Origin of the sequence: Bacteroides sp. 1001302B_160321_D4, assembly GCF_015667765.1 — a bacterium.
GTDB classification, from domain to species: domain Bacteria; phylum Bacteroidota; class Bacteroidia; order Bacteroidales; family Bacteroidaceae; genus Bacteroides; species Bacteroides xylanisolvens.
This window is the reverse complement of record NZ_JADPLO010000003.1, coordinates 122,682-144,364: the sequence shown is the minus strand read 5'-3', so window position 1 is coordinate 144,364 and position 21,683 is coordinate 122,682. Positions and strand designations below refer to the sequence as shown.

The following is a 21,683-nucleotide window of genomic DNA, read 5'->3' as shown; positions in this document are numbered from 1 at the left end:
AGTGGATGATACGAACTATCATCCAGATGGGACTTGTGTGCCTATGAATGTTTATATACAGAAAATAATATTATGAGAAATTTTTAACATGTTTAATATGAAAAATGCAATTAGAGAACGAAAGAGTAAGGTTCTCGGGCTATTCCTGTGCTTTTTACTTCTCGGAATAGACTACTCTTTCGCAAGTTACAACAATTATTCTCAATTTAAGACTCTTTCGGTCAGCATGAGTAACTCGACGTTGAGAGAAGTGCTTAAAACAATAGAGAAAAGTAGTCAATTTGTTTTCTTCTATTTAGATGACGCTGTCAACTTAGAACGTAAGGTATCTATCGACAGTAAGAATAAAAATATAGAAGAAATCCTTTCTGAACTTTTCGAAGGTACTTCGTGTACTTATCGGATCTCTGACAGGCAAATATTTATTTCCGGAAAAGCCCCTGCTTCAACCGAACAGCAACAGAATAAGCGGAAAATATCCGGACGTGTCACTGATATAAAAGGAGAGCCGCTTATTGGGGTGAACGTCACTGTGGATGGAGATGCAAACGGTTCGATTACAAATATGGATGGTTTGTATGAGATATTCGTAACCAAGAAGAGCGTAGTGCTTAAGTTTACCTATATCGGGTTTAAAACTTCTGAAATACGAACCAATGCCTCGACCAACATTTATGATGTCACCTTGGAAGAACAGGTCAACGAATTGGAAGAGACTGTTATTGTGGGTTATGGTACCCAGCGTAAAATAAGTAATATCGGTGCACAGTCTTCCATGAAGATGGAAGATATTAAGACGCCTTCTGCCAGTTTGACAACTACATTGGCGGGACGTCTGGCGGGTGTTGTGGCTGTACAACGTACAGGAGAACCGGGAAAAGATGCTGCTGATATCTGGATTCGTGGTATTTCCACTCCCAACACTTCTTCTCCGCTGGTATTGGTGGATGGAGTGGAACGTTCGTTCAATGACATCGATCCGGAAGATATTGAATCGTTGACAACGCTGAAAGATGCATCAGCAACAGCTGTGTATGGTGTACGTGGTGCCAATGGCGTAATTTTGATTAAAACCAAACCGGGAAAGGTAGGAAAACCGACAGTGAGCGCGGATTATTATGAATCGTTTACCCGTTTTACGAAGATGGTCGATTTGGCAGACGGTATCACTTATATGAATGCAGCCAACGAGGCAATGCGTAATGACGGTATTGCTACGAAATATACAGAAGATCAAATACGTAACACGATTGCCGGCAAGGATCCTTATCTATACCCGAATGTGGATTGGTTGAAAGAAATCTTTAATGATTGGGGACATAATCGTCGTGTGAATGTAAATGTACGCGGTGGTAGCGAGAAAGTCGCTTATTATGCATCAGTCAGCTATTTTAATGAGACAGGTATGACGGTGACTGATAAGAATATCAACACCTATGACTCCAAAATGAAATATAGCCGTTATAACTTTACTACCAATTTGAATATCGATGTAACTCCTACTACTAAGGTCGAGATCGGTGCGCAAGGTTATCTGGGAGAAGGAAATTATCCGGCCATCTCTTCTGCCGATTTGTATAATGCGGCAATGTCTATCTCACCGGTTGAATATCCGAAGATGTTCTTTGTTAACGGAGAAGCCTATGTACCGGGAACTTCAACCAATAACAACTTTAACAACCCTTATTCGCAGGCTACACGTCGTGGCTATGACAACCTGACGAAAAATCAGATTTACTCTAATTTGCGCGTCACACAGAATTTGGATATGCTCACGAAAGGACTGAAACTGACTGCTATGTATGCATTCGACGTATACAATGAGATACATGTACATCAGGACCGTGCGGAGTCTACCTACAACTTCCTGGACACTAGTGTTCCTTACGATATGAATGGGCAGCCTATTTTGCAACGTATTTATGAAGGAAGTAACGTGTTAAGCTATAAACAGGAAACGAGTGGTAACAAAAAGACCTATTTGGAGGCTTCCTTGAACTATGACCGGACATTCAACGACGATCATCGTGTCAGTGCGTTATTCCTGTTCAATCAGCAATCCAAACTATTATATCCGAAAGGAACACTGGAAGATGCGATTCCGTATCGTATGATGGGTATTGCCGGTCGTGCCACTTATTCATGGAAAGACCGTTACTTCGCAGAGTTCAACATCGGTTATAACGGTGCCGAGAATTTTTCGCCCAAACATCGTTTCGGAACTTTCCCTGCATTTGGTGTAGGATGGGTTGTTTCAAATGAGAAATTCTGGCAACCTCTGTCGAAGGCAGTTTCTTTCTTGAAGATACGTTATACGGATGGTAAAGTGGGTAATAGCGAAGTTTCCGACCGTCGTTTCATGTATCTGGATCAGATGAAAGAGAATGGAGACTATGGCTATAAATTCGGACCGAATGGAACTAAGTGGGCCGGTTATGAAACAGTGAATATGGCTGTTGACCTGATCTGGGAAGAATCTCGCAAACAAGACTTGGGTATTGACCTTAAGCTATTTAATGACGACCTGTCTATTGTGTTCGACTTGTTTAAGGAACGTCGTGAAAACATTCTGTTGAAGCGTGAACATTCTATGCCTTCATTCTTGGGGTACAACACATCTGCTCCTTACGGAAACATCGGTATCATAGAAAATAAGGGATTTGACGGAACAATCGAATATAACAAGCGTATCAATAAAGACTGGGTAATTGCGCTTCGGGGTAATGTCACCTTTAATAAGGATAAATGGATTCAGGGAGAATTGCCGGAACAGAAATACGAATGGATGAACCAATATGGACGTAACATCAATGGAGCGAAAGGGTATGTCGCCGAGGGACTGTTCACTCAGGCTGAAATAGATGATATGGCACGTTGGGAATCTTTGTCGGCTGCCAATAAAGCCATTACTCCCAAACCGTTTGCTTCACAGTTTGGAACAGTGAAAGCCGGAGATATCAAATACAAGGACTTGAACAATGACGGTCAGATTGATGCGTACGACCAGACTTACATTTCTCGTGGAGATGTGCCGACAACTGTCTATGGTTTCGGATTTACAGTAGGCTGGAAAGACTTGTCTGTGGGCATGATGTTTCAGGGCGTAGCGGGAGCCGAACGTGTATTGAACGGTAGCAGTATTAATCCGTTTAATGGCGGTGGTGGTAGCGGTAACCTCTACTCTAACATTGACGACCGTTGGACAGAGGAAAATCCGGATCAGAATGCCTTTTATCCGCGTTTGTCTTATGGAAGCGAAACAACCAGTAGCATTAATAACTTCCAGAAAAGTACCTGGTGGGTGCGTAACATGAACTTCCTGCGTCTGAAGACATTGCAGCTCTCTTATAATCTGCCGAAACCCTGGGTGAATAAAGTTCATCTGAAGAATGCGGCTGTATATGTAATGGGAACTAACCTGTTCACTTTGAGTCGCTTCAAATTGTGGGATCCGGAGTTGAATACCGATAATGGTGCTTCTTATCCGAATACGACTTCTTATTCAGTTGGTATTAATTTCACATTCTAAACAAAAAGATAATGAAAAAATATAATTATATAATCGTAAGTTTGCTGGCGTGTCTCTTGACGACATCTTGTAATGACTATTTTGACCAGGTGCCTGATGACCGTTTATCACTCAAGGAGATTTTCACAACCAGAGATGGAGCCTTGCGGTATCTTTCGAATGTATACACATTCTTACCGGATGAATTTAACCAACGTCAGGTGCATGAAACAAGTCTGTACCGTACTCCCGGTCCTTGGACGGGCGCTAGCGATGAGGCGGAGTGGACAAATGACAAAAAGGAAAAACTGATAAATAACAACTCTATCGATGCGACTGAAGGAACAATGGTATTATATCGCTGGAAGAGTTGGTTTTCAGGTATTCATGAAGCGGCAGTATTTACAGAAAATGTAGATCAGGCACCGCTGACTGTTACAGAAAGAAATCAATGGAAAGCGGAGGCAAGAGCTTTGCGGGCGATCTATTATTTTTATTTAGTACGTACTTATGGTCCGGTTCCTTTGCTTGAAAAGGATTTTCCGATGGATACTCCGAGTGATGAGTTGCAACTCTCGCGCAATACGGTAGATGAGTGTTTTGATTTTATCGTATCAGAACTGAAAGGTGCACAAAACGATGGTTTATTGGACGATGCTTCTACCGACAAAGTGTCCGGATATGGCCGTATTGACAAGGCGATTGCACAGGCGTTTATCATTGAAGCATTGACTTATCGTGCCAGCTGGTTGTTTAACGGAGAGTGCACTTACTATTCAGGCTTGGCTAATACGGACGGAACAAAGCTGTTCCCTAACAAACCGGATGAAGCTACCAAACGTGCCAATTGGCAGAAAGTGATTGATGAATGTAACACTTTCTTCTCTAATTACGGAAGTCGTTATCATTTGATGTATACCAATAAGGACGGTGTTGCTGTTTCCGGTCCGGACTCGGAAGGATTCAGTCCGACGGAATCTTATCGCCGTGCAGTAAGAACCTTGTTTTCTGAAATGGGTAACAATAAAGAAATGATTTTCTACCGTTTGGATAATGCTGCCGGAACCATGCAGTACGACCGTATGCCGAATAGATCCGGTAATACGACCAACTATAGGGGTGGTAGCTTGTTGGGAGCAACCCAAGAAATGGTAGATGCCTATTTCATGTCAAACGGAGAATCCCCTATTTCCGGTTATAGTGCTGACGGTGTCACTCCGATTATCAACGAAAAATCCGATTATGTAGAAGAAGGAGTCTCTACAGCAGAATACAAAGGAATAGACGGTACTTTATATGCACCGGTAGGAACCAGAATGATGTATGTTAATCGTGAACCTCGTTTCTATGCAGACATAACCTTTAGTAATTCAAAATGGTTTGAAGGAACAGAAGGCGGTTATATAGTAGATTTCACTTATAGCGGAAGCTGTGGTAAGGAACAAGGTAGCAATGACTATACGAGTACAGGTTATTTAGTACGTAAATGTATGGATTCCGGTGACCGTAACCAGAATCTGGTTTGTGTGCTCTTGCGTCTGACTAATATTTATTTTGACTATATCGAAGCGCTTGCTCATGTCAGCCCGACTCATGAAGACATCTGGACGTATATGAACATGATCCGTAAGCGTGCGGGCATTCCGGGCTACGGTGAAACAGTCAATCTGCCTAAACCGACTACAACGGAAGAAGTCATGGAGCTGATTCGTAAGGAGAAACGCATTGAGTTGAGTTTTGAAAACTGCCGTTATTTTGATGTACGTCGCTGGGGATTGGTAAATGAGTATTTCAACAAGGCAATTCACGGTATGAATGTCAATTATGACGGAAATGAATTCTTCAAGCGTACGGAGATTGTGAAGCGTATTTTTGACCGTCAGTACTTCTTCCCCATACCACAGGGCGAAATTGATATTGATAAAAACTTGGTTCAGAATACAGGATTCTAAATACTGATTATAAAATAGAAATGATGATGAAACAATATATTTTCTCTGCAGTTTGTCTCATGTCCGGTGTCCTTTGTATGTCCTCTTGCAATGAGGATAAACAGGCAAAGCCATATACTCCGGATTACGAGATTGTACCGGAGTATACCAATGCGGATACCTGGACTGCCTATGAAGCATTTAATGATAACTTACTGGACCCCGATAAGAATATTTATAAAACAAGTACCGCTTATACTGCTGCTACCGACCGTAATAACGGAGCTGCCGCTATCTGGTGCCAACCGATCTATTGGGATATGGCTATGAACGCATATAAACGTGCAAAAGCGGAAGGAGATACGGAAAGAGAAAACAAATACAAGCAGTTGTGTGATGATTTGTTTGCCGGAAATAAAGCACATTATGTAAACTTTGATTTCGACGATAATAATGAGAATACCGGCTGGTTTATCTATGATGATATACAGTGGTGGACCATTACTTTGGCACGTGCTTACGAATTATTTAAAGTGGAAGAGTATCGCAGTCTGGCAGAAGCAAGTTTTGCACGTGTATGGTACGGTTCTCCCCGCGTAGGTGATACGGGTTCTTATGCAGATCCTGAAAAGAATTTGGGTGGAGGTATGTTCTGGCAATGGCAGCCTATCGGCAATCCGAATGAAAATGCTGCCGGTGATGGTAAGATGGCTTGTATTAATTTCCCGACTGTGGTAGCTGCATTGACCCTTTATAACAATGTTCCTGCCGATCGTGTGGCTGATCCGAATCCGGAAAGCTGGAGTAATAAGTACGGTGATTTTACCCGTCCGCATTATGAAACGAAGGAAGCTTATCTGGCAAAAGGAAAAGAAATCTATGAATGGGCTGTGAAGAATTTGGTAGACAGCAATACCGGAGAAGTTGCCGACAGCAAGCATGGTGAAGGCAATCCGGCATGGTCGGACCATGTATACAATCAGGCCACTTTTATCGGAGCTTCGTTATTGCTTTATAAAGCTACCGGTGAGAAAACATATTTGGACAATGCAATTTTGGGAGCTGACTATACAATGAATACCATGTCCGGAACGTATGATTTACTGCCGTTCGAGAGTGGCGTGGAACAGGGTATTTATACCGCTATCTTTGCGGAATACATGGCCATGCTGGTAAATGATTGTGGCCAGACCCAGTACGTACCGTTCTTGAAACGTAACATTAATTACGGCTGGGCTAATCGCGACCAGACACGTAATTTGTGTGGTGGCGAATATCATAAGGCACAGATAGAAGGCGCTACTATTGACAGCTATAGTGCATCCGGAATACCGGCATTGATGTTGTTGTTTCCGGCAGATAAATAATTGTAACCCATAAAAAAGAAGAATAATGAATACGAAATATTCAAATTGGAAAATGTGGTATTATGTGTTATGCATGGTACTGACACTTCAATTGGCGGCTTGTTCTGAAGAAACGCATGACGAGTATACTGCGGCTCCTGAAATAGAAGATACCTATATCGACCAACTGGATGCATTGATTGCTGAAATGACCGATTTGCAGCAAAATTCAGACTACGGAGATAAGAAAGGACAGTACCCCACCGAAAGCCGGGCAATTCTGACAGATGCGATAGATGATGCCAATCGTGCGGTACTTTTAATCAAATATCAGCAACCCTCTCCGTCGGAAAGTGAGAAACAACGCTATGTGGCAGAAGCCAAGGCGTCTATAGAACAGTTCAAGAGTACGATCCGTACAGAAGACGCTGAAACAACACCGGCTGAACTGTTTGTGGACGGACGTGGTGATGGTGGTTCTTATATCGATTTCGGACGTAGCGAAGAATATGTCAATTTCGGAACCGAAGGAAACCAAGCCTTTACTGTTGAATTTTGGGTGAAAGTAACCAAAGGTGGTGGAAAAGACCAGAATGTGTTCCTGTCAACTTACATGGGCGGTGATGGATGGCGTAACGGCTGGATGATGTACTGGCGTAATGCGGACGGTGGTATTTATCGTGCGAGTTGGGGCGAAACAGGAGGAAATATCTGTGAACCGTCACTAAAGGCACCGGAAGATGGAGAATGGCAACATTTCTTGTTTGTGTACAGTGATAAAGGCTTGCCGGGAGTCCGGAGCTTCGTGCGAAATTGTATGTGAACGGAGAAGTGAAAACAACCGAGGGAAGCGTGGGTAACAGGTTCTATAATTCGAGCAACTATGCTAACTATAATGCACCGATGACCGCTTTCGGACGTTATATGCGTACCAGTGATAATCTGTTTGAAGAAGGTTTTGCCGGTTATATGAAGAAAATCCGTATCTGGAAAAGCGCAAAGGATGACGAATATATTCAGAATTCTTATAATGGAACGGCTGAAGTGACGGGTAAAGAAGCAGACTTGGCAGCAGCATGGGATTTCATGACCAAACCTTCCGGTGCGGGTAATGAAGTAATAGACCTGACAGGCCGTCATACTGCTAAGATTATCGGTACTTACGAGTGGCAACGTATTGTTGAATAATAATGTAAAAACGATGAAAAACATGAAATGTTTAACTAATAAATGGAGAGAGGGAGCAATGCTCCTCTCTTTCCTCCTGATTTCTAGTCTGGCAGGGATATTTACCGCTTGTGACGATATTGAAGACGAGTATATAACAGATACACAGTTGAGTATCTTACAGGAAAGCCGTACGTCATTGAACTATTTATTGAAAAATTCAACCTACGGAACTGCTCCCGGAACATATCCTGAAACCGGAAAGGATATATTAAATGCTGCTATTACCGAGTTGGATGCACTGATAACACGGGTAGAAGCTGGCGAAGAACTGGATGAAACAACTTTGGAAGCTGCTGTAGCAAAGGTAAATCAAGCGATTGACGAGTTTAAAAATTCAAAATATTATAATCTGTCTCCGGAAGCACAGCAATATATCAATAATTTACTGGCTAAGGCGGATGAAATACTTGCGATCGTTAATGATGAAACGAAGTGGGGAAATCATCAGGGACAATATCCGGTAGAAAATAAGTCGGTTTTGGAGAGTGCAGCTAAAGACTTGGAAAGTCTGGCTGAAAGAATCAAATCCGGTTCCATCACAGATATGACGCAGGAGATTTATAATGAGGCTATTGCTGCTGCCGATAAGAAAGTAGAAGAAGTCGAAGATTCTGCATGGCCGGATAACAGTCAGATTACCTGGAATCTGTTTGTAGATGGAAATGCCGGTTCCTATATAGACTTTGGTTATAGCGAGGATTATGTGAAGTTTGGAGAGGATGACAATCAGGCATTTACGATTGAACTTTGGGTGAATATCAAAGAATATTGCAATAAACAGGGAGAAGACAACTGTACTTTCCTTTCTACCATGACAAACGATCCTCATTGGAGCGGATGGCGTGCCCAGGATCGTACAAAGGGATTGTTGAGAACAATGGTTGCTCACTGGCAAGATAATAATCATACAAATCCACAAGAATGGGAACCGGGATGGAAAAAATCGGACAACTGGACTAAAGATCGTTGGACTCATTATGCATTCTTATTCAGAGATAAAGGGCTGCCAGGATTTGATACCCCGACGGATGTGAAGTGTTATTCTATGATTGACGGTACGAGACAAGGTGAAATCATTCGTGTGGGCGAATCTTGGAGAACGTATATCAACGATAACTCTATTTCTAAGAAGATTCATATGACCGGATTCTGCATGAAAGACAATAATGGAAATCGTAACGAATGGTTCTCCGGTTACATAAAGAAGATCCGTATCTGGAAAACAAACCGGACAGAAAATCAGGTATATGCTTCTTATATGGGTAATGAAGAAGGTGTAAGTGCCGATAATCCGAATTTGGTAGAAGCCTGGGATTTTGAAGTGAAAGGTGATCAGCCTACTCAAAGTGCTACCAGAACAATTACAGGTTTGAAAGGTCATACAGCAACATTAGTTGGTGATAACTGGCAATGGATTGAATCCACAGACATTACAGATAACAAATAATTGTTTACCGGAATGAGTTTTCAATAGGTAGATTAAATATTCCCCTTATCTCTGTCATAAGGACAGAGTGAGGGGAAATTATTCTCCAATAACCCTTTATTAATCCTTTATTTTTATTGTAGAAAAGTGTTTTGGTCTGTATTTGTTCTTTATTGAATAAATATTATCGTTTTTTTTCAGCTATTTCTGCAATCTTTGTAACAGGAAAAATACTATAAACTTATAAACTATCATGAAAAGCAAAATTCTTTTGGCTCTGACACTACTATTGGGAGTATCAACTACCACATGGGCAGTCGGTAATTTAGGAAAAGCAAACCAGAAGAAGCATGCGTATACGAACGAAGATGTATGGGCAGCTTATGAAGGATTTAATAATACACTACTAGACTCCAATAAATATATTTACAAGACAAATTCGTCCTATCCAAGTGCTGTTGACCGTGGCAATGGAGCAGCGGCTATCTGGTGTCAACCTATTTATTGGGATATGGCAATGAATGCCTATAAACTGGCAAAAGCACAGAAAGACAGAAAGAAGACAAGTTATTATAAAACACTCTGCGAGAAAATATTCGCAGGGAACAAAGCGCAATATTGTCAGTTTGATTTTGATGATAACAATGAAAATACCGGCTGGTTCATCTACGATGACATCATGTGGTGGACGATCAGCCTGGCACGCGGTTACGAGCTTTTTGGAGTGGATGAATATCTGAAACTCTCGGAAGCCAGTTTCAAACGGGTATGGTATGGCTCGGAAAAAGTGGGTGATACAGGTTCGTATGACAAAGAAAACGGAGGTATGTTCTGGCAATGGCAACCCATTCAAAATCCGAAACCGAATAAATTCGGTGATGGAAAGATGGCATGTATCAACTTTCCGACAGTTGTTGCAGCATTAACCCTCTACAATAACGTGCCTGAAAATAGAAAAGAATCGACCGACAAACGGCCGGATTATCAGACGAAAGCTCAATATCTTGCCAAAGGTAAAGAAATCTATGAATGGGGAGTGGAAAATCTCTTGGATAAAGCAACAGGAAAGATTGCCGATAGCCGTCATGGAAATGGCAATCCCGCATGGAAAGCACATGTATACAATCAGGCAACCTTTATCGGAGCTTCCATACTGCTTTATAAGGCGACCGGAGAGAAACGTTATCTGGACAATGCTATTCTGGCAGCAGACTATACAGTGAAAGATATGTCTGCAGAACATAAAGTGCTACCTTTCGAAGGTGGTATTGAACAGGGTATCTATACTGCTATCTTTGCGGAATACATGGCATGGTTGGTGTATGATTGCGGACAAACTCAATATCTCCCGTTCCTGAAACGTACCATCAAAATAGGTTGGGCAAACAGAGATAAGACACGGAATGTATGTGGAGGCGAATACTATAAAAAGTTGCCGGAAGGTGCGGAAATTGACAGTTATTCTGCTTCCGGTATACCGGCATTGATGCTTTTGTTTCCGGCTAAGAAATAAATAGAAAACGACGGAATTTGCGTAAAATAGATTAAATAAACAGGTGAATTAAATTATGAAACAACAACTGATGATGCTGTTGCTGGGAACAGCTTCTGTACTTTGTAGCTGTGAGACCCAGGTAGAACAGCACGAGAAGAATGAATTACGTGCTCCGGCATATCCGCTGGTGACAATTGATCCTTATACTAGTGCATGGTCTACTACGGACAATCTATACGACAGTCCTGTAAAACATTGGACAGGCAAGGATTTTTCTTTACTTGGTGTTGCAAAAGTAGACGGACAAACCTACCGTTTCATGGGAACGGAAGAACTGGAACTACGTCCTTTGGTAAAGACATCCGAACAAGGTAGCTGGACAGGAAAGTATACCACTCAACAGCCTGCTGACGGATGGCAGAATGCCGGATTCAATGATAAAGCATGGAAAGAAGGCGAAGCTGCCTTCGGAACCATGGAGAATGAGCATACAGCCAAAACCCAATGGGGAGAAGAATTTATCTGGGTACGCCGGGTAGCTGATATTCAGGAAGACTTGACAGGAAAGAATGTATATCTTGAATTCTCTCACGACGATGATGCTATTATTTATATCAACGGCATCAAGGTAGTGGATACAGGTAATGCTTGTAAAAAGAACGAGCGGGTAAAACTGTCGGAAGAAGTAGTAGCCTCTTTGAAACCGGGTGAAAATCTGATTGCAGGCTATTGTCATAACCGGGTAGGAAACGGACTGCTGGATTTCGGATTACTGGTAGAATTGGACGGTTATCGTTCTTTCCATCAAACAGCACAACAAACTTCTGTAGACGTACAACCTATGCAGACTTATTATACATTTACTTGCGGTCCGGTAGATTTGAAACTGACATTTACCGCTCCTATGTTCATGGATAATCTGGACTTGTTGTCACGTCCGGTCAACTATATTTCTTATGAAGTAGCCTCCAATGACGGAAAGAAACATCAGGTTGAATTGTATTTCGAAGCATCTCCGCAATGGGCAATCGACCAACCTCACCAGGAATCTGTTGCCGACAGCTTTACTGACGGCGATTTGTTATTCCTTCGTACCGGAAGCCGCAATCAGGAGATTCTGAAGAAAAAGGGTGATGATGTTCGTATCGACTGGGGACATTTCTATCTGGCAGCTGAAAAGGAAAACAGCACATCTGCAATCGGTGACGGCAGAGAGCTGCGCAAGAACTTCGTAGCCAATAAACTGGAAGCTCCTACCACAAACGGTTATGATAAACTGGCTTTGGTACGTTCATTGGGCGAAACACAAAAAGCTGATGGCCATCTGTTGATCGGATATGATGATATTTATTCTATCCAATACTTTGGTGATAACCTGCGTCCTTACTGGAATCGTGAGGGTAATGAAACGATTGTTTCCCAATTCCAGAAAGCAGAGAAAGAATACAAGACACAAATGAAGAACAGCGCTGCTTTCGACAAGAAACTGATGGAAGAAGCTACTGCTGCTGGTGGACGTAAATATGCCGAACTTTGTGCATTGGCTTATCGTCAGGCATTGGCTGCACATAAACTGGTACAGGCTCCGAACGGCGACTTGGTATTCCTTTCTAAGGAGAACTTCAGTAATGGTTCCATCGGAACAGTCGACCTGACTTATCCGGGAGCTCCGTTGCTTTTATACTACAATCCGGAATTGGTGAAAGCTACCATGAACCATATCTTCTATTATAGCGAAAGCGGAAAATGGGCGAAACCATTTGCTGCGCATGATATCGGTACTTATCCATTGGCTAACGGCCAGACTTATGGCGGTGATATGCCGGTAGAAGAATCGGGTAATATGGTAGTATTGGCTGCTGCCATTGCAAAGGTAGAAGGTAATGCAGATTACGCACAGAAACACTGGGAAACCCTGACTACGTGGACAGACTATCTGGTAGAGAACGGACTTGATCCGGCCAACCAACTTTGTACCGATGACTTTGCAGGTCACTTTGCACACAATGCCAACCTTTCTATCAAAGCAATCATGGGTGTTGCTTCATACGGTTATCTGGCAGATATGCTGGGCAAAAAAGATGTGGCTGAAAAGTACACACAGAAAGCGAAAGAAATGGCTGCCGAATGGGTGAAAATGGCTGATGATGGTGACCATTATCGTCTCACATTTGACAAACCGGGAACATGGAGCCAGAAGTATAACTTGGTGTGGGATAAACTGTTGAATCTGCAAATCTTCCCTAAAAATGTTGCAGAAACGGAAATAGCTTACTATCTTTCGAAGCAAAATAAATATGGTCTTCCGTTGGATAACCGTGAAACATACACAAAGACCGACTGGATCATGTGGACAGCTACATTGGCAAATGACAAAGCTACCTTTGAGAAATTTATCGAACCCGTATATCTGTTTATGAACGTTACACCTAACCGTGTTCCGATGTCCGACTGGGTATTTACAGACGAACCGAATCAAAGAGGCTTCCAGGCACGTTCCGTTGTAGGTGGATATTATATCAAAATGCTTGAAGGAAAACTGATTAAATAAAACAAAAATACCATGAAGAAACTAGCTCTATTCGCTTTTACGTTACTTAGTGCATGGGCTATGACTGCAAAAACAATTACCGGACCGGTGGACTATGTTAGTCCGCTGGTTGGTACGCAGTCAAAGCACGCATTATCTACCGGAAATACTTACCCTGCCATTGCGCTGCCCTGGGGAATGAACTTTTGGGTTCCGCAGACTGGTAAAATGGGCGATGGATGGGCCTATACGTATGACGCTGACAAGATCAGAGGATTCAAACAAACCCATCAGCCAAGTCCCTGGATCAATGATTACGGTCAATTTGCCATCATGCCGGTAACCGGTAAGGCAGTATTTAATCAGGATGAGCGTGCCAGTTGGTTCTCTCATAAAGCTGAAACGGCTACTCCTTATTATTATAAAGTATATCTTGCCGATCATGATGTAGTGACCGAAATTGCTCCGACAGAGAGAGCGGCTGCTTTCCGTTTCACTTTCCCCGAAAACGACCACTCTTATGTAGTGGTAGACGCCTTTGATAAAGGTTCGTTTGTGAAAGTAATCCCTTCGGAGAACAAGATTATCGGTTATACCACTAAAAACAGCGGTGGTGTTCCTGTCAACTTTAAAAACTACTTTGTACTAGTATTCGACAAACCGTTTACTTATACGGCTGCCGTAGCCAGTGGTGTGATTGACACCAACAAACTGGAAGCGACAGACAATCATGCCGGTGCACTGATCGGTTTCAAAACCCGCAAGGGCGAACAGGTAAATGTGCGTGTGGCTTCCTCTTTTATCAGCCCTGAACAGGCGGAACTGAACCTGAAAGAGCTGGGTACGGACAACATTGAACAGATTGCTGCGAAAGGCCGCAAGGTATGGAACGATGTTTTAGGACGTATTGAAGTGAAAGATGATGATATCGATCATTTGCGTACCTTCTACTCTTGTCTGTATCGTTCAGTATTATTTCCCAGAAGTTTCTACGAGATAGATGCTAAAGGAGATGTGATGCACTACAGCCCTTATAATGGTGAAGTACTTCCGGGATATATGTTTACCGATACCGGTTTCTGGGATACGTTCCGTTGTCTTTTCCCATTCCTTAACCTGATGTATCCATCCATGAATACAAAGATGCAGGAAGGATTGGTGAACACTTATAAAGAAAGCGGATTCCTGCCGGAATGGGCAAGTCCGGGACACAGAGGTTGCATGGTTGGAAACAACTCCGCTTCCGTCGTTGCCGATGCCTACCTGAAAGGATTGAAAGGATACGATATCGAGACATTGTGGGAAGCCGTGAAACATGGAGCGAATGCAGTGCATCCGAATGTTCGTTCTACCGGACGATTAGGACATGAGTATTACAATAAATTGGGATATGTACCTTATAATGTAGGTATTAACGAGAATGCAGCCCGTACACTGGAATATGCATACGATGACTGGTGTATCTATCAATTGGGTAAAGCCTTGAAGAAACCGAAAAAAGAGATTGAAATCTTTGCAAAGCGTGCAATGAATTATAAGAATCTCTACGATCCCGAACACAAACTGATGCGTGGTAAGAATGAAGACGGTACGTTCCAGTCTCCGTTCAATCCGTTGAAGTGGGGGGATGCCTTTACGGAAGGTAATAGCTGGCATTATACCTGGTCGGTATTCCACGATCCTCAAGGTCTGATCGATTTGATGGGTGGTAAAGACGGATTCAACCAGATGATGGATTCTGTATTTATCCTGCCTCCGATTTTCGATGAAAGTTATTATAGAGCCGTTATTCATGAAATCCGTGAAATGCAGATTATGAACATGGGCAACTATGCACATGGCAACCAGCCGATTCAGCACATGCTCTATATGTACAACTATTCCGGCCAACCCTGGAAAGCGCAACATTGGATTCGTGAAGTGATGGACAAACTTTATACCCCTGCTCCCGATGGTTATTGCGGTGATGAGGATAACGGCCAGACTTCTGCCTGGTATGTATTCTCGGCAATGGGATTCTATCCGGTATGTCCGGGTACGGATGAATATGTTTTGGGTACTCCCTACTTCAAGGAGATGAAGCTGCATCTGGAAAACGGAAAGACGGTGACTATCTCTGCTCCGAATAACGGAGACGATAAACGTTACATTTCGTCGATGAAATTGAACGGTAAAGAATATACCAAAAACTATCTGACTCATCAGGATTTGTTGAATGGCGCTAGCATTTCTTTCAAGATGGATGCGAAACCCAATCAGCAACGTGGTACAAAAGAGTCCGATTTCCCTTATTCTTTCTCTAACGAATTTAAATAGAAGAAGTAATCATGAAGAAACAGATCAAATATATCAGTGCAGGTATGCTGGCAGGTATGCTTCTCTGTGGCGGGCAGTTACAAGCCTCCAACCGTATGACGGAAATGCATGTATGTCTGGCGGATGCTATTCAGAAAGATAACCGCCCGGAAATATCCAATCGTTTGTTCCGTTCCAATGCGGTAGAGAAGGAGATTCTCCGTGTACAGAAACTTTTGAAGAATGCGAAGTTGGCATGGATGTTTACCAACTGTTTCCCGAATACACTGGATACAACCGTACATTTCCGTAAAGGAAGCGATGGCAAACCGGATACGTTCGTATATACGGGTGATATTCATGCTATGTGGCTACGCGACTCCGGTGCACAGGTATGGCCTTATGTGCAATTAGCTAATGCGGACCCTGAACTGAAAGAAATGCTGGCAGGTGTTATTCTCCGCCAGTTCAAATGTATCAATATCGATCCGTACGCGAATGCTTTTAATGACGGCGCTATTCCTGACGGTCATTGGATGAGTGACCTTACAGACATGAAACCGGAGTTGCACGAACGTAAATGGGAAATAGACTCCTTGTGTTATCCGTTGCGTTTGGCTTATCATTACTGGAAGACTACCGGAGATGCGAGCATATTCAACGAAGAATGGATTCAGGCAATCACTAATGTACTGAAAACATTCAAAGAGCAACAACGTAAAGACGGAGTAGGTCCTTATAAATTTCAACGTAAGACGGAACGTGCACTGGATACTGTGAGCAATGACGGTCTGGGAGCACCGGTGAAACCAGTCGGTTTGATTGTTTCCAGTTTCCGTCCTTCGGACGATGCTACTACGCTTCAGTTCCTGATACCTTCCAATTTCTTCGCTGTATCTTCGTTGCGCAAGGCTGCCGAGATTCTGGAGACGGTAAATAAGAAGACAGCTTTGTCTAAAGAATGTAAGGACTTGGCGCAGGAGGTGGAAACAGCTTTAAAGAAATATGCGGTGTATAACCATCCTAAATATGGTAAAATCTATGCATTCGAGGTAGATGGTTTTGGAAATCATCATCTGATGGATGATGCCAATGTGCCGAGTTTGCTTGCGATGCCTTATTTGGGTGATGTGAATGTAAACGATCCGATTTATCAGAATACCCGCCGTTTTGTGTGGAGTGAGGACAATCCTTATTTCTTTAAAGGCAAGGCAGGCGAAGGAATCGGCGGACCGCATATCGGTTACGATATGGTATGGCCGATGAGTATTATGATGAAAGCCTTCACAAGTCAGAATGATGCCGAAATCAAGACTTGCATTAAGATGTTGATGGACACGGATGCTGACACCGGCTTTATGCACGAATCTTTCCATAAGGATAATCCGAAGAAATTTACCCGCGCATGGTTTGCCTGGCAGAATACTCTTTTCGGTGAGTTGATTTTGAAGTTGGTTAATGAAGGAAAGGTAGATTTATTGAATAGTATACAGTAATATGCTGACATAGTAATTTGAACGCGGATAACGCGGGTGATGCGGCTCTTTTTCTGATGCAAAATTAGAAAAAACGCGTTATCCGCGTCGTCTGCATCTAAATATGAATAGCTGAAAACTAATATTTAAAAAACAATTGTATCATGAAAAAGTTATGTGTATGGGCAGTTGCCGCCCTTTTAATGGCAGCTTGTACTCCGAAAGCTGAAAAGGCTACAGATTCCGGTTTATTGCAGAGTAAATTCCAGACAGAAGTAGATGGAAAGAAGACTGATTTGTTCACTCTGCGTAACAAGAACAACATGGAAGTTTGTATCACGAACTTCGGTGGACGTATTGTTTCAGTGATGGTTCCCGACAAAGACGGACAGATGCGTGATGTTGTTCTCGGTTTCGATTCTATTCAGGACTATATCAGCAAGCCTTCGGATTTCGGTGCGACTATCGGACGTTATGCCAATCGTATCAATCAGGGACAGTTTACCTTGGATGGTGTAGAATATCAGCTTCCCCGCAATAACTACGGTCATTGTTTGCACGGCGGACCGCAAGGATTCCAATACCGGGTGTTTGATGCAGCATTGTTGAATCCGCAGGAATTACAGTTGACTTACCGTGCAGAAGACGGTGAAGAAGGTTTTCCGGGAAACATCACTTGTAAAGTGTTGATGAAACTGACGGACGATAATGCCATCGATATTCAATACGAAGCGGAAACAGACAAACCGACGATTGTAAATATGACCAACCACTCTTATTTTAATCTTGAAGGCGATGCCGGCAACAACTCCGGTCATTTGTTGATGGTGGATGCGGACTATTATACTCCGGTGGACAGTACTTTCATGACAACTGGCGAGATCGTTCCGGTAGAAGGAACTCCGATGGATTTCCGCACCCCGACTCCGGTAGGCGAACGTATCAACGACTATGATTTCGTACAGCTGAAAAACGGCAATGGTTACGATCACAACTGGGTATTGAACACGAAAGGCGACGTAACCCGTAAATGCGCTTCTTTGAAATCACCGAAGACTGGTATCGTACTCGACGTTTATACTAATGAACCGGGTATTCAGGTATATGCAGGTAATTTCCTCGATGGTTCGCTGACAGGAAAGAAAGGCATTACTTACAACCAACGTGCTTCCGTATGTCTCGAAACACAGAAATATCCGGATACTCCGAACAAACCGGAATGGCCGTCGGCTGTACTTCGCCCGGGCGAAAAGTATACAAGCCAATGTATCTTCAAATTCTCTGTAGACAAATAATGGATTTATGAATCAGCTCCCTGCTCTCGGTTGCCAATTATTTATTTCGGAATATATTCATAGGCAGCTATTTGTGAGGCTTTATTACGGCCTTCCGTCTCTTATTGGGACTGTTCTCTACAATATATTTCTATGGTTTACGGGAGTAGGGGGATTGATAAGTCTGTTATCGGGCAGCTCTTTTTCAAAAGATGGAAATGGAAATCAATAATTTATGAGATACTGGAAAACATATTATATCATCTGTCTTATATTTATGCTTACTCCGCTTACATTATGCGGACAGGTAGATGCAGAACGGTTACAGGAGCTGGACAAGCTAATGTTTAATGGGAGATATTTTGAATCAAAAGAGCTGTATAAGAATCTGTCTGATACGACAACTATCCCTTCTGATTTAGATTTGTTCTATAAATTTAGGATGGCACAGTTTTTGAACAAGACGGATAGTGCTGTTTACTATTTGGAGAAGTATATACCTTATTATTATGAGGATTGTGGAAATCAAGTGTTAATTCTTTATTCTATGTTGTTTGATGCATACATTGAACTTGGGTATAAAGATAAGGCACTATGTACTTATCAACAAATGAAACAGCTTTGGGATGAAAGTCTTTCAAATATAAATGGTAAAGCGTATGAGGGGTGGCAAACTGATATTAAAAATTTTTTATCCTATGCTGAAAGTGCCGTGAATTCGCCTCCTATAACAATGAAACGGAGCAATACATCTTCTTTTGTGGATATAAAAGGACATGACAAACCTGTTTTTCAAGCAAAGTATAATGGGATATCACAGACTACTATCTTTGATACAGGGATGCAACCTTACTGTTTTTTGAGTAAAAAGTTAGCCGAGGGGATGGGGATTCGATATGACAGCATTGAAAGGAATAAAGTAGTGGTGAATGAGACTTTGGTTTGTGTCCGAAGTATTATCGATTCTATTGAAGTCGGAAATATCACCTTTTATAATATTCCTACCCTTATCTATAAGGAATCTGAAAGTATTCCGTATGTATCCAGTTCATTAAGGAAGAAGAGGCGGATGAAGAAGGCTTTAGATTCGGTGCGTACATGGGTGGCGGAGCGTGTATGTCTTGGGCTACCGATCATGAAGTTGATAGGGAAAATACAGACTGATTATGATCATAATAGAATGTGTTTCCCTGTTTCAGATGTCACTCTTTCCAAGGAAGCAAATATTTATGCATACGAAAAAGGGCTTTATATGCGTATAAAACTTAATGACATTGATTTTACGGCTAATCTGGATACTGGATCTGGTGAATATATTGAAGTTGATTCTGCATTTTATGAAAAACATCAGAAAGAGATGCCAATTGGTTTTGTAATGAAAAAGAATAGGTTTGGAGTAGCTATGGTACATCAGGCGCGGATGTCCTCATATAAATCATTAAAAAATCCTGTAATTATATTTGATAACAAATTAATGCAGCCTCCGACTATAGATGATGAGGTAAGGGTATATTCTGTTAAATCTATAGCACCACTCTTTGATGGATTTGTAGGATATCGTTTTTATCGAAGCATAGGAAAGAAAGTGCTGCTGGACCTTGATAATATGCGTCTTGAAGCAGTGCAATGAGAGTTGGGTGTTTTTATGTATAAGTTGATGCCAAATAAAGCTCACTGGATAATGAGATAGCCTATAAAAGAAAGAAAATGTAAATCAATAGTAGTATGAGATATCGTAGGTCATATTATATCATCTGTCTTATTTTTATGCTTACTCCACTTACATTACATGGACAGGTCGCTGTTGAACGATTACAAGAGTTGGACAAGCTAATGTATAATGGAAGATATTTTGAATCAAAGGAATTGTACGAGAATCTATCAGAGACAACGACAGTCCCTCCTGATTTAGAGTTATACTATAAATTTCGAATGGCGCAATTTTTAAACAAGACAGACAGTGTCGCTTACTATTTAGAGCAGTTTATACCTCACCATTATGCAACTTTTGGGGAGAAAACACTTGTTTTTTATTCTAATTTGTTTGATGCGTACATAGAACTAGGGGATACGGATAAGGCATTGGATACTTATCTGCAGATGAAACGAATTTGGAATGAAAGTCTTACAAAGACAAATATAGGCGGAAAAGAATATGAGGAATGGCGAACTGCTACAGAGAATTTCTTATCCTATGCTGAAAATGCAGTGAATCTGCCTCCTATAAAAATGAAACGGAACGAAACGTCTTCTTTTGTTGATATAGAAGAAGGTGATAAGTCTGTTTTCCAGGCAAAATATAATGGAATATCACAGAACACTATCTTTGATACAGGGGTGGGCCCCTACTGTATCCTAAGTAGAAAGTTGGCGGATGGGATGGGCTTTAGATATGACAGCATTGACGAGAATAAAGTAACGATCAATGAGAACTTGATTTCTGTCCGGAGTATCATTGATTCTATTGAAGTTGGAAATATAACTTTTTACAATATTCCAGCCTTCATTTACTCGGACACCGCGAGTGTTCCATTTGTATCCGGTTTATCAATTAAGAGAAGAAAGAAGAGGAAGAAGGCTCATACTGTTGTAGATTCGGTGCGTACATTGTTTACGGATTGTGTGTTTCTTGGACTGCCGGTAATGAAATTGATAGGGAAGATACAGACTGATTACGAACATAACAGAATGTGTTTCCCCGTCTCTGTGCCCAATGCTCACCTTTCTAAAGCCCCCAATGTTTATGCATACAAATACGATTTGTATATGCGTATAAAACTTAATGGAACTGATTTTACGGCTCATCTGGATACGGGTTCTGATGAATATATTACAGTAGATTCTGCATTTTACGAGAAACATCAGAAAGAACTGCTGATTGGTTCTACCAGTAAAAAGAATACATTCGGGGTAGCTATGCTGCATCAGGCACGGGCGATCACATATAAAACGTTAAAAGATCCTGCAATAATATTTGATGATAAATTAATGCAGCCTCCTGGTCCGGAAGCTGTAAAAACATATCCTCTTGGCCAAATAGTTCCCGGTATATTCTTTGATGGAGTTATAGGCAATGGCTTTTATCGGAGAATAGGAAAGAAAGTGCTGCTGGACCTTGACAATATGCGTCTTGAAGCAGCGCAATGAGAGTTGAAATAATCTAAATGAGAATA

General features: G+C 41.9%; 10 protein-coding genes and 2 pseudogenes. All 12 read left to right on the top strand.

What is annotated here, in order from left to right; translation table 11 throughout:
• The first annotated feature begins 97 nt into the window (after positions 1-97).
• The gene (locus tag KFO40_RS02160; protein ID WP_049702268.1) at positions 98-3,529 is read left to right on the top strand and encodes a TonB-dependent receptor; all 3,432 of its coding nucleotides are present in this window, start codon (positions 98-100) and stop codon (positions 3,527-3,529) included.
• A gap of 11 nt (positions 3,530-3,540) precedes the next feature.
• Positions 3,541-5,460: a RagB/SusD family nutrient uptake outer membrane protein gene (locus KFO40_RS02155; protein ID WP_004322390.1), complete on the top strand. Its 1,920-nt coding sequence runs from the start codon at positions 3,541-3,543 to the stop codon at positions 5,458-5,460.
• A gap of 23 nt (positions 5,461-5,483) precedes the next feature.
• Complete coding sequence (locus tag KFO40_RS02150) at positions 5,484-6,806, top strand: glycoside hydrolase family 76 protein (RefSeq protein WP_211146038.1); 1,323 nt, start codon at positions 5,484-5,486, stop codon at positions 6,804-6,806.
• 25 nt (positions 6,807-6,831) lie between these two features.
• Positions 6,832-7,973 (top strand): annotated as a pseudogene (locus KFO40_RS02145) (DUF4972 domain-containing protein).
• A 22-nt stretch (positions 7,974-7,995) separates the two neighbouring features.
• Positions 7,996-9,462 (top strand): DUF4972 domain-containing protein, encoded by a 1,467-nt coding sequence (locus KFO40_RS02140; RefSeq protein WP_117611276.1) that lies wholly within the window; start codon positions 7,996-7,998, stop codon positions 9,460-9,462.
• 232 nt (positions 9,463-9,694) lie between these two features.
• Positions 9,695-10,954, top strand: a complete 1,260-nt coding sequence (locus KFO40_RS02135; protein ID WP_128858800.1) for a glycoside hydrolase family 76 protein — start codon at positions 9,695-9,697, stop codon at positions 10,952-10,954.
• 55 nt (positions 10,955-11,009) lie between these two features.
• Positions 11,010-13,487 (top strand): glutaminase domain-containing protein, encoded by a 2,478-nt coding sequence (locus tag KFO40_RS02130; RefSeq protein ID WP_128858799.1) that lies wholly within the window; start codon positions 11,010-11,012, stop codon positions 13,485-13,487.
• Between the two features lie 12 nt (positions 13,488-13,499).
• Positions 13,500-15,782 carry a GH92 family glycosyl hydrolase gene (locus tag KFO40_RS02125; protein ID WP_211146037.1) on the top strand — a complete coding sequence of 761 codons (2,283 nt, stop codon included), beginning with the start codon at positions 13,500-13,502 and terminating at the stop codon, positions 15,780-15,782.
• Positions 15,783-15,895: 113 nt separating this feature from the next.
• Positions 15,896-17,257: pseudogene (locus KFO40_RS02120) on the top strand (glycoside hydrolase family 125 protein); the annotation flags it as partial.
• Between the two features lie 143 nt (positions 17,258-17,400).
• The gene (locus tag KFO40_RS02115; protein WP_117932300.1) at positions 17,401-18,531 is read left to right on the top strand and encodes an aldose epimerase family protein; all 1,131 of its coding nucleotides are present in this window, start codon (positions 17,401-17,403) and stop codon (positions 18,529-18,531) included.
• A 214-nt stretch (positions 18,532-18,745) separates the two neighbouring features.
• Positions 18,746-20,140 carry a retropepsin-like aspartic protease gene (locus KFO40_RS02110; protein ID WP_049701688.1) on the top strand — a complete coding sequence of 465 codons (1,395 nt, stop codon included), beginning with the start codon at positions 18,746-18,748 and terminating at the stop codon, positions 20,138-20,140.
• Positions 20,141-20,442: 302 nt separating this feature from the next.
• Positions 20,443-21,657: a retropepsin-like aspartic protease gene (locus KFO40_RS02105; RefSeq protein ID WP_248005549.1), complete on the top strand. Its 1,215-nt coding sequence runs from the start codon at positions 20,443-20,445 to the stop codon at positions 21,655-21,657.
• The last annotated feature ends 26 nt before the right edge of the window (positions 21,658-21,683 follow it).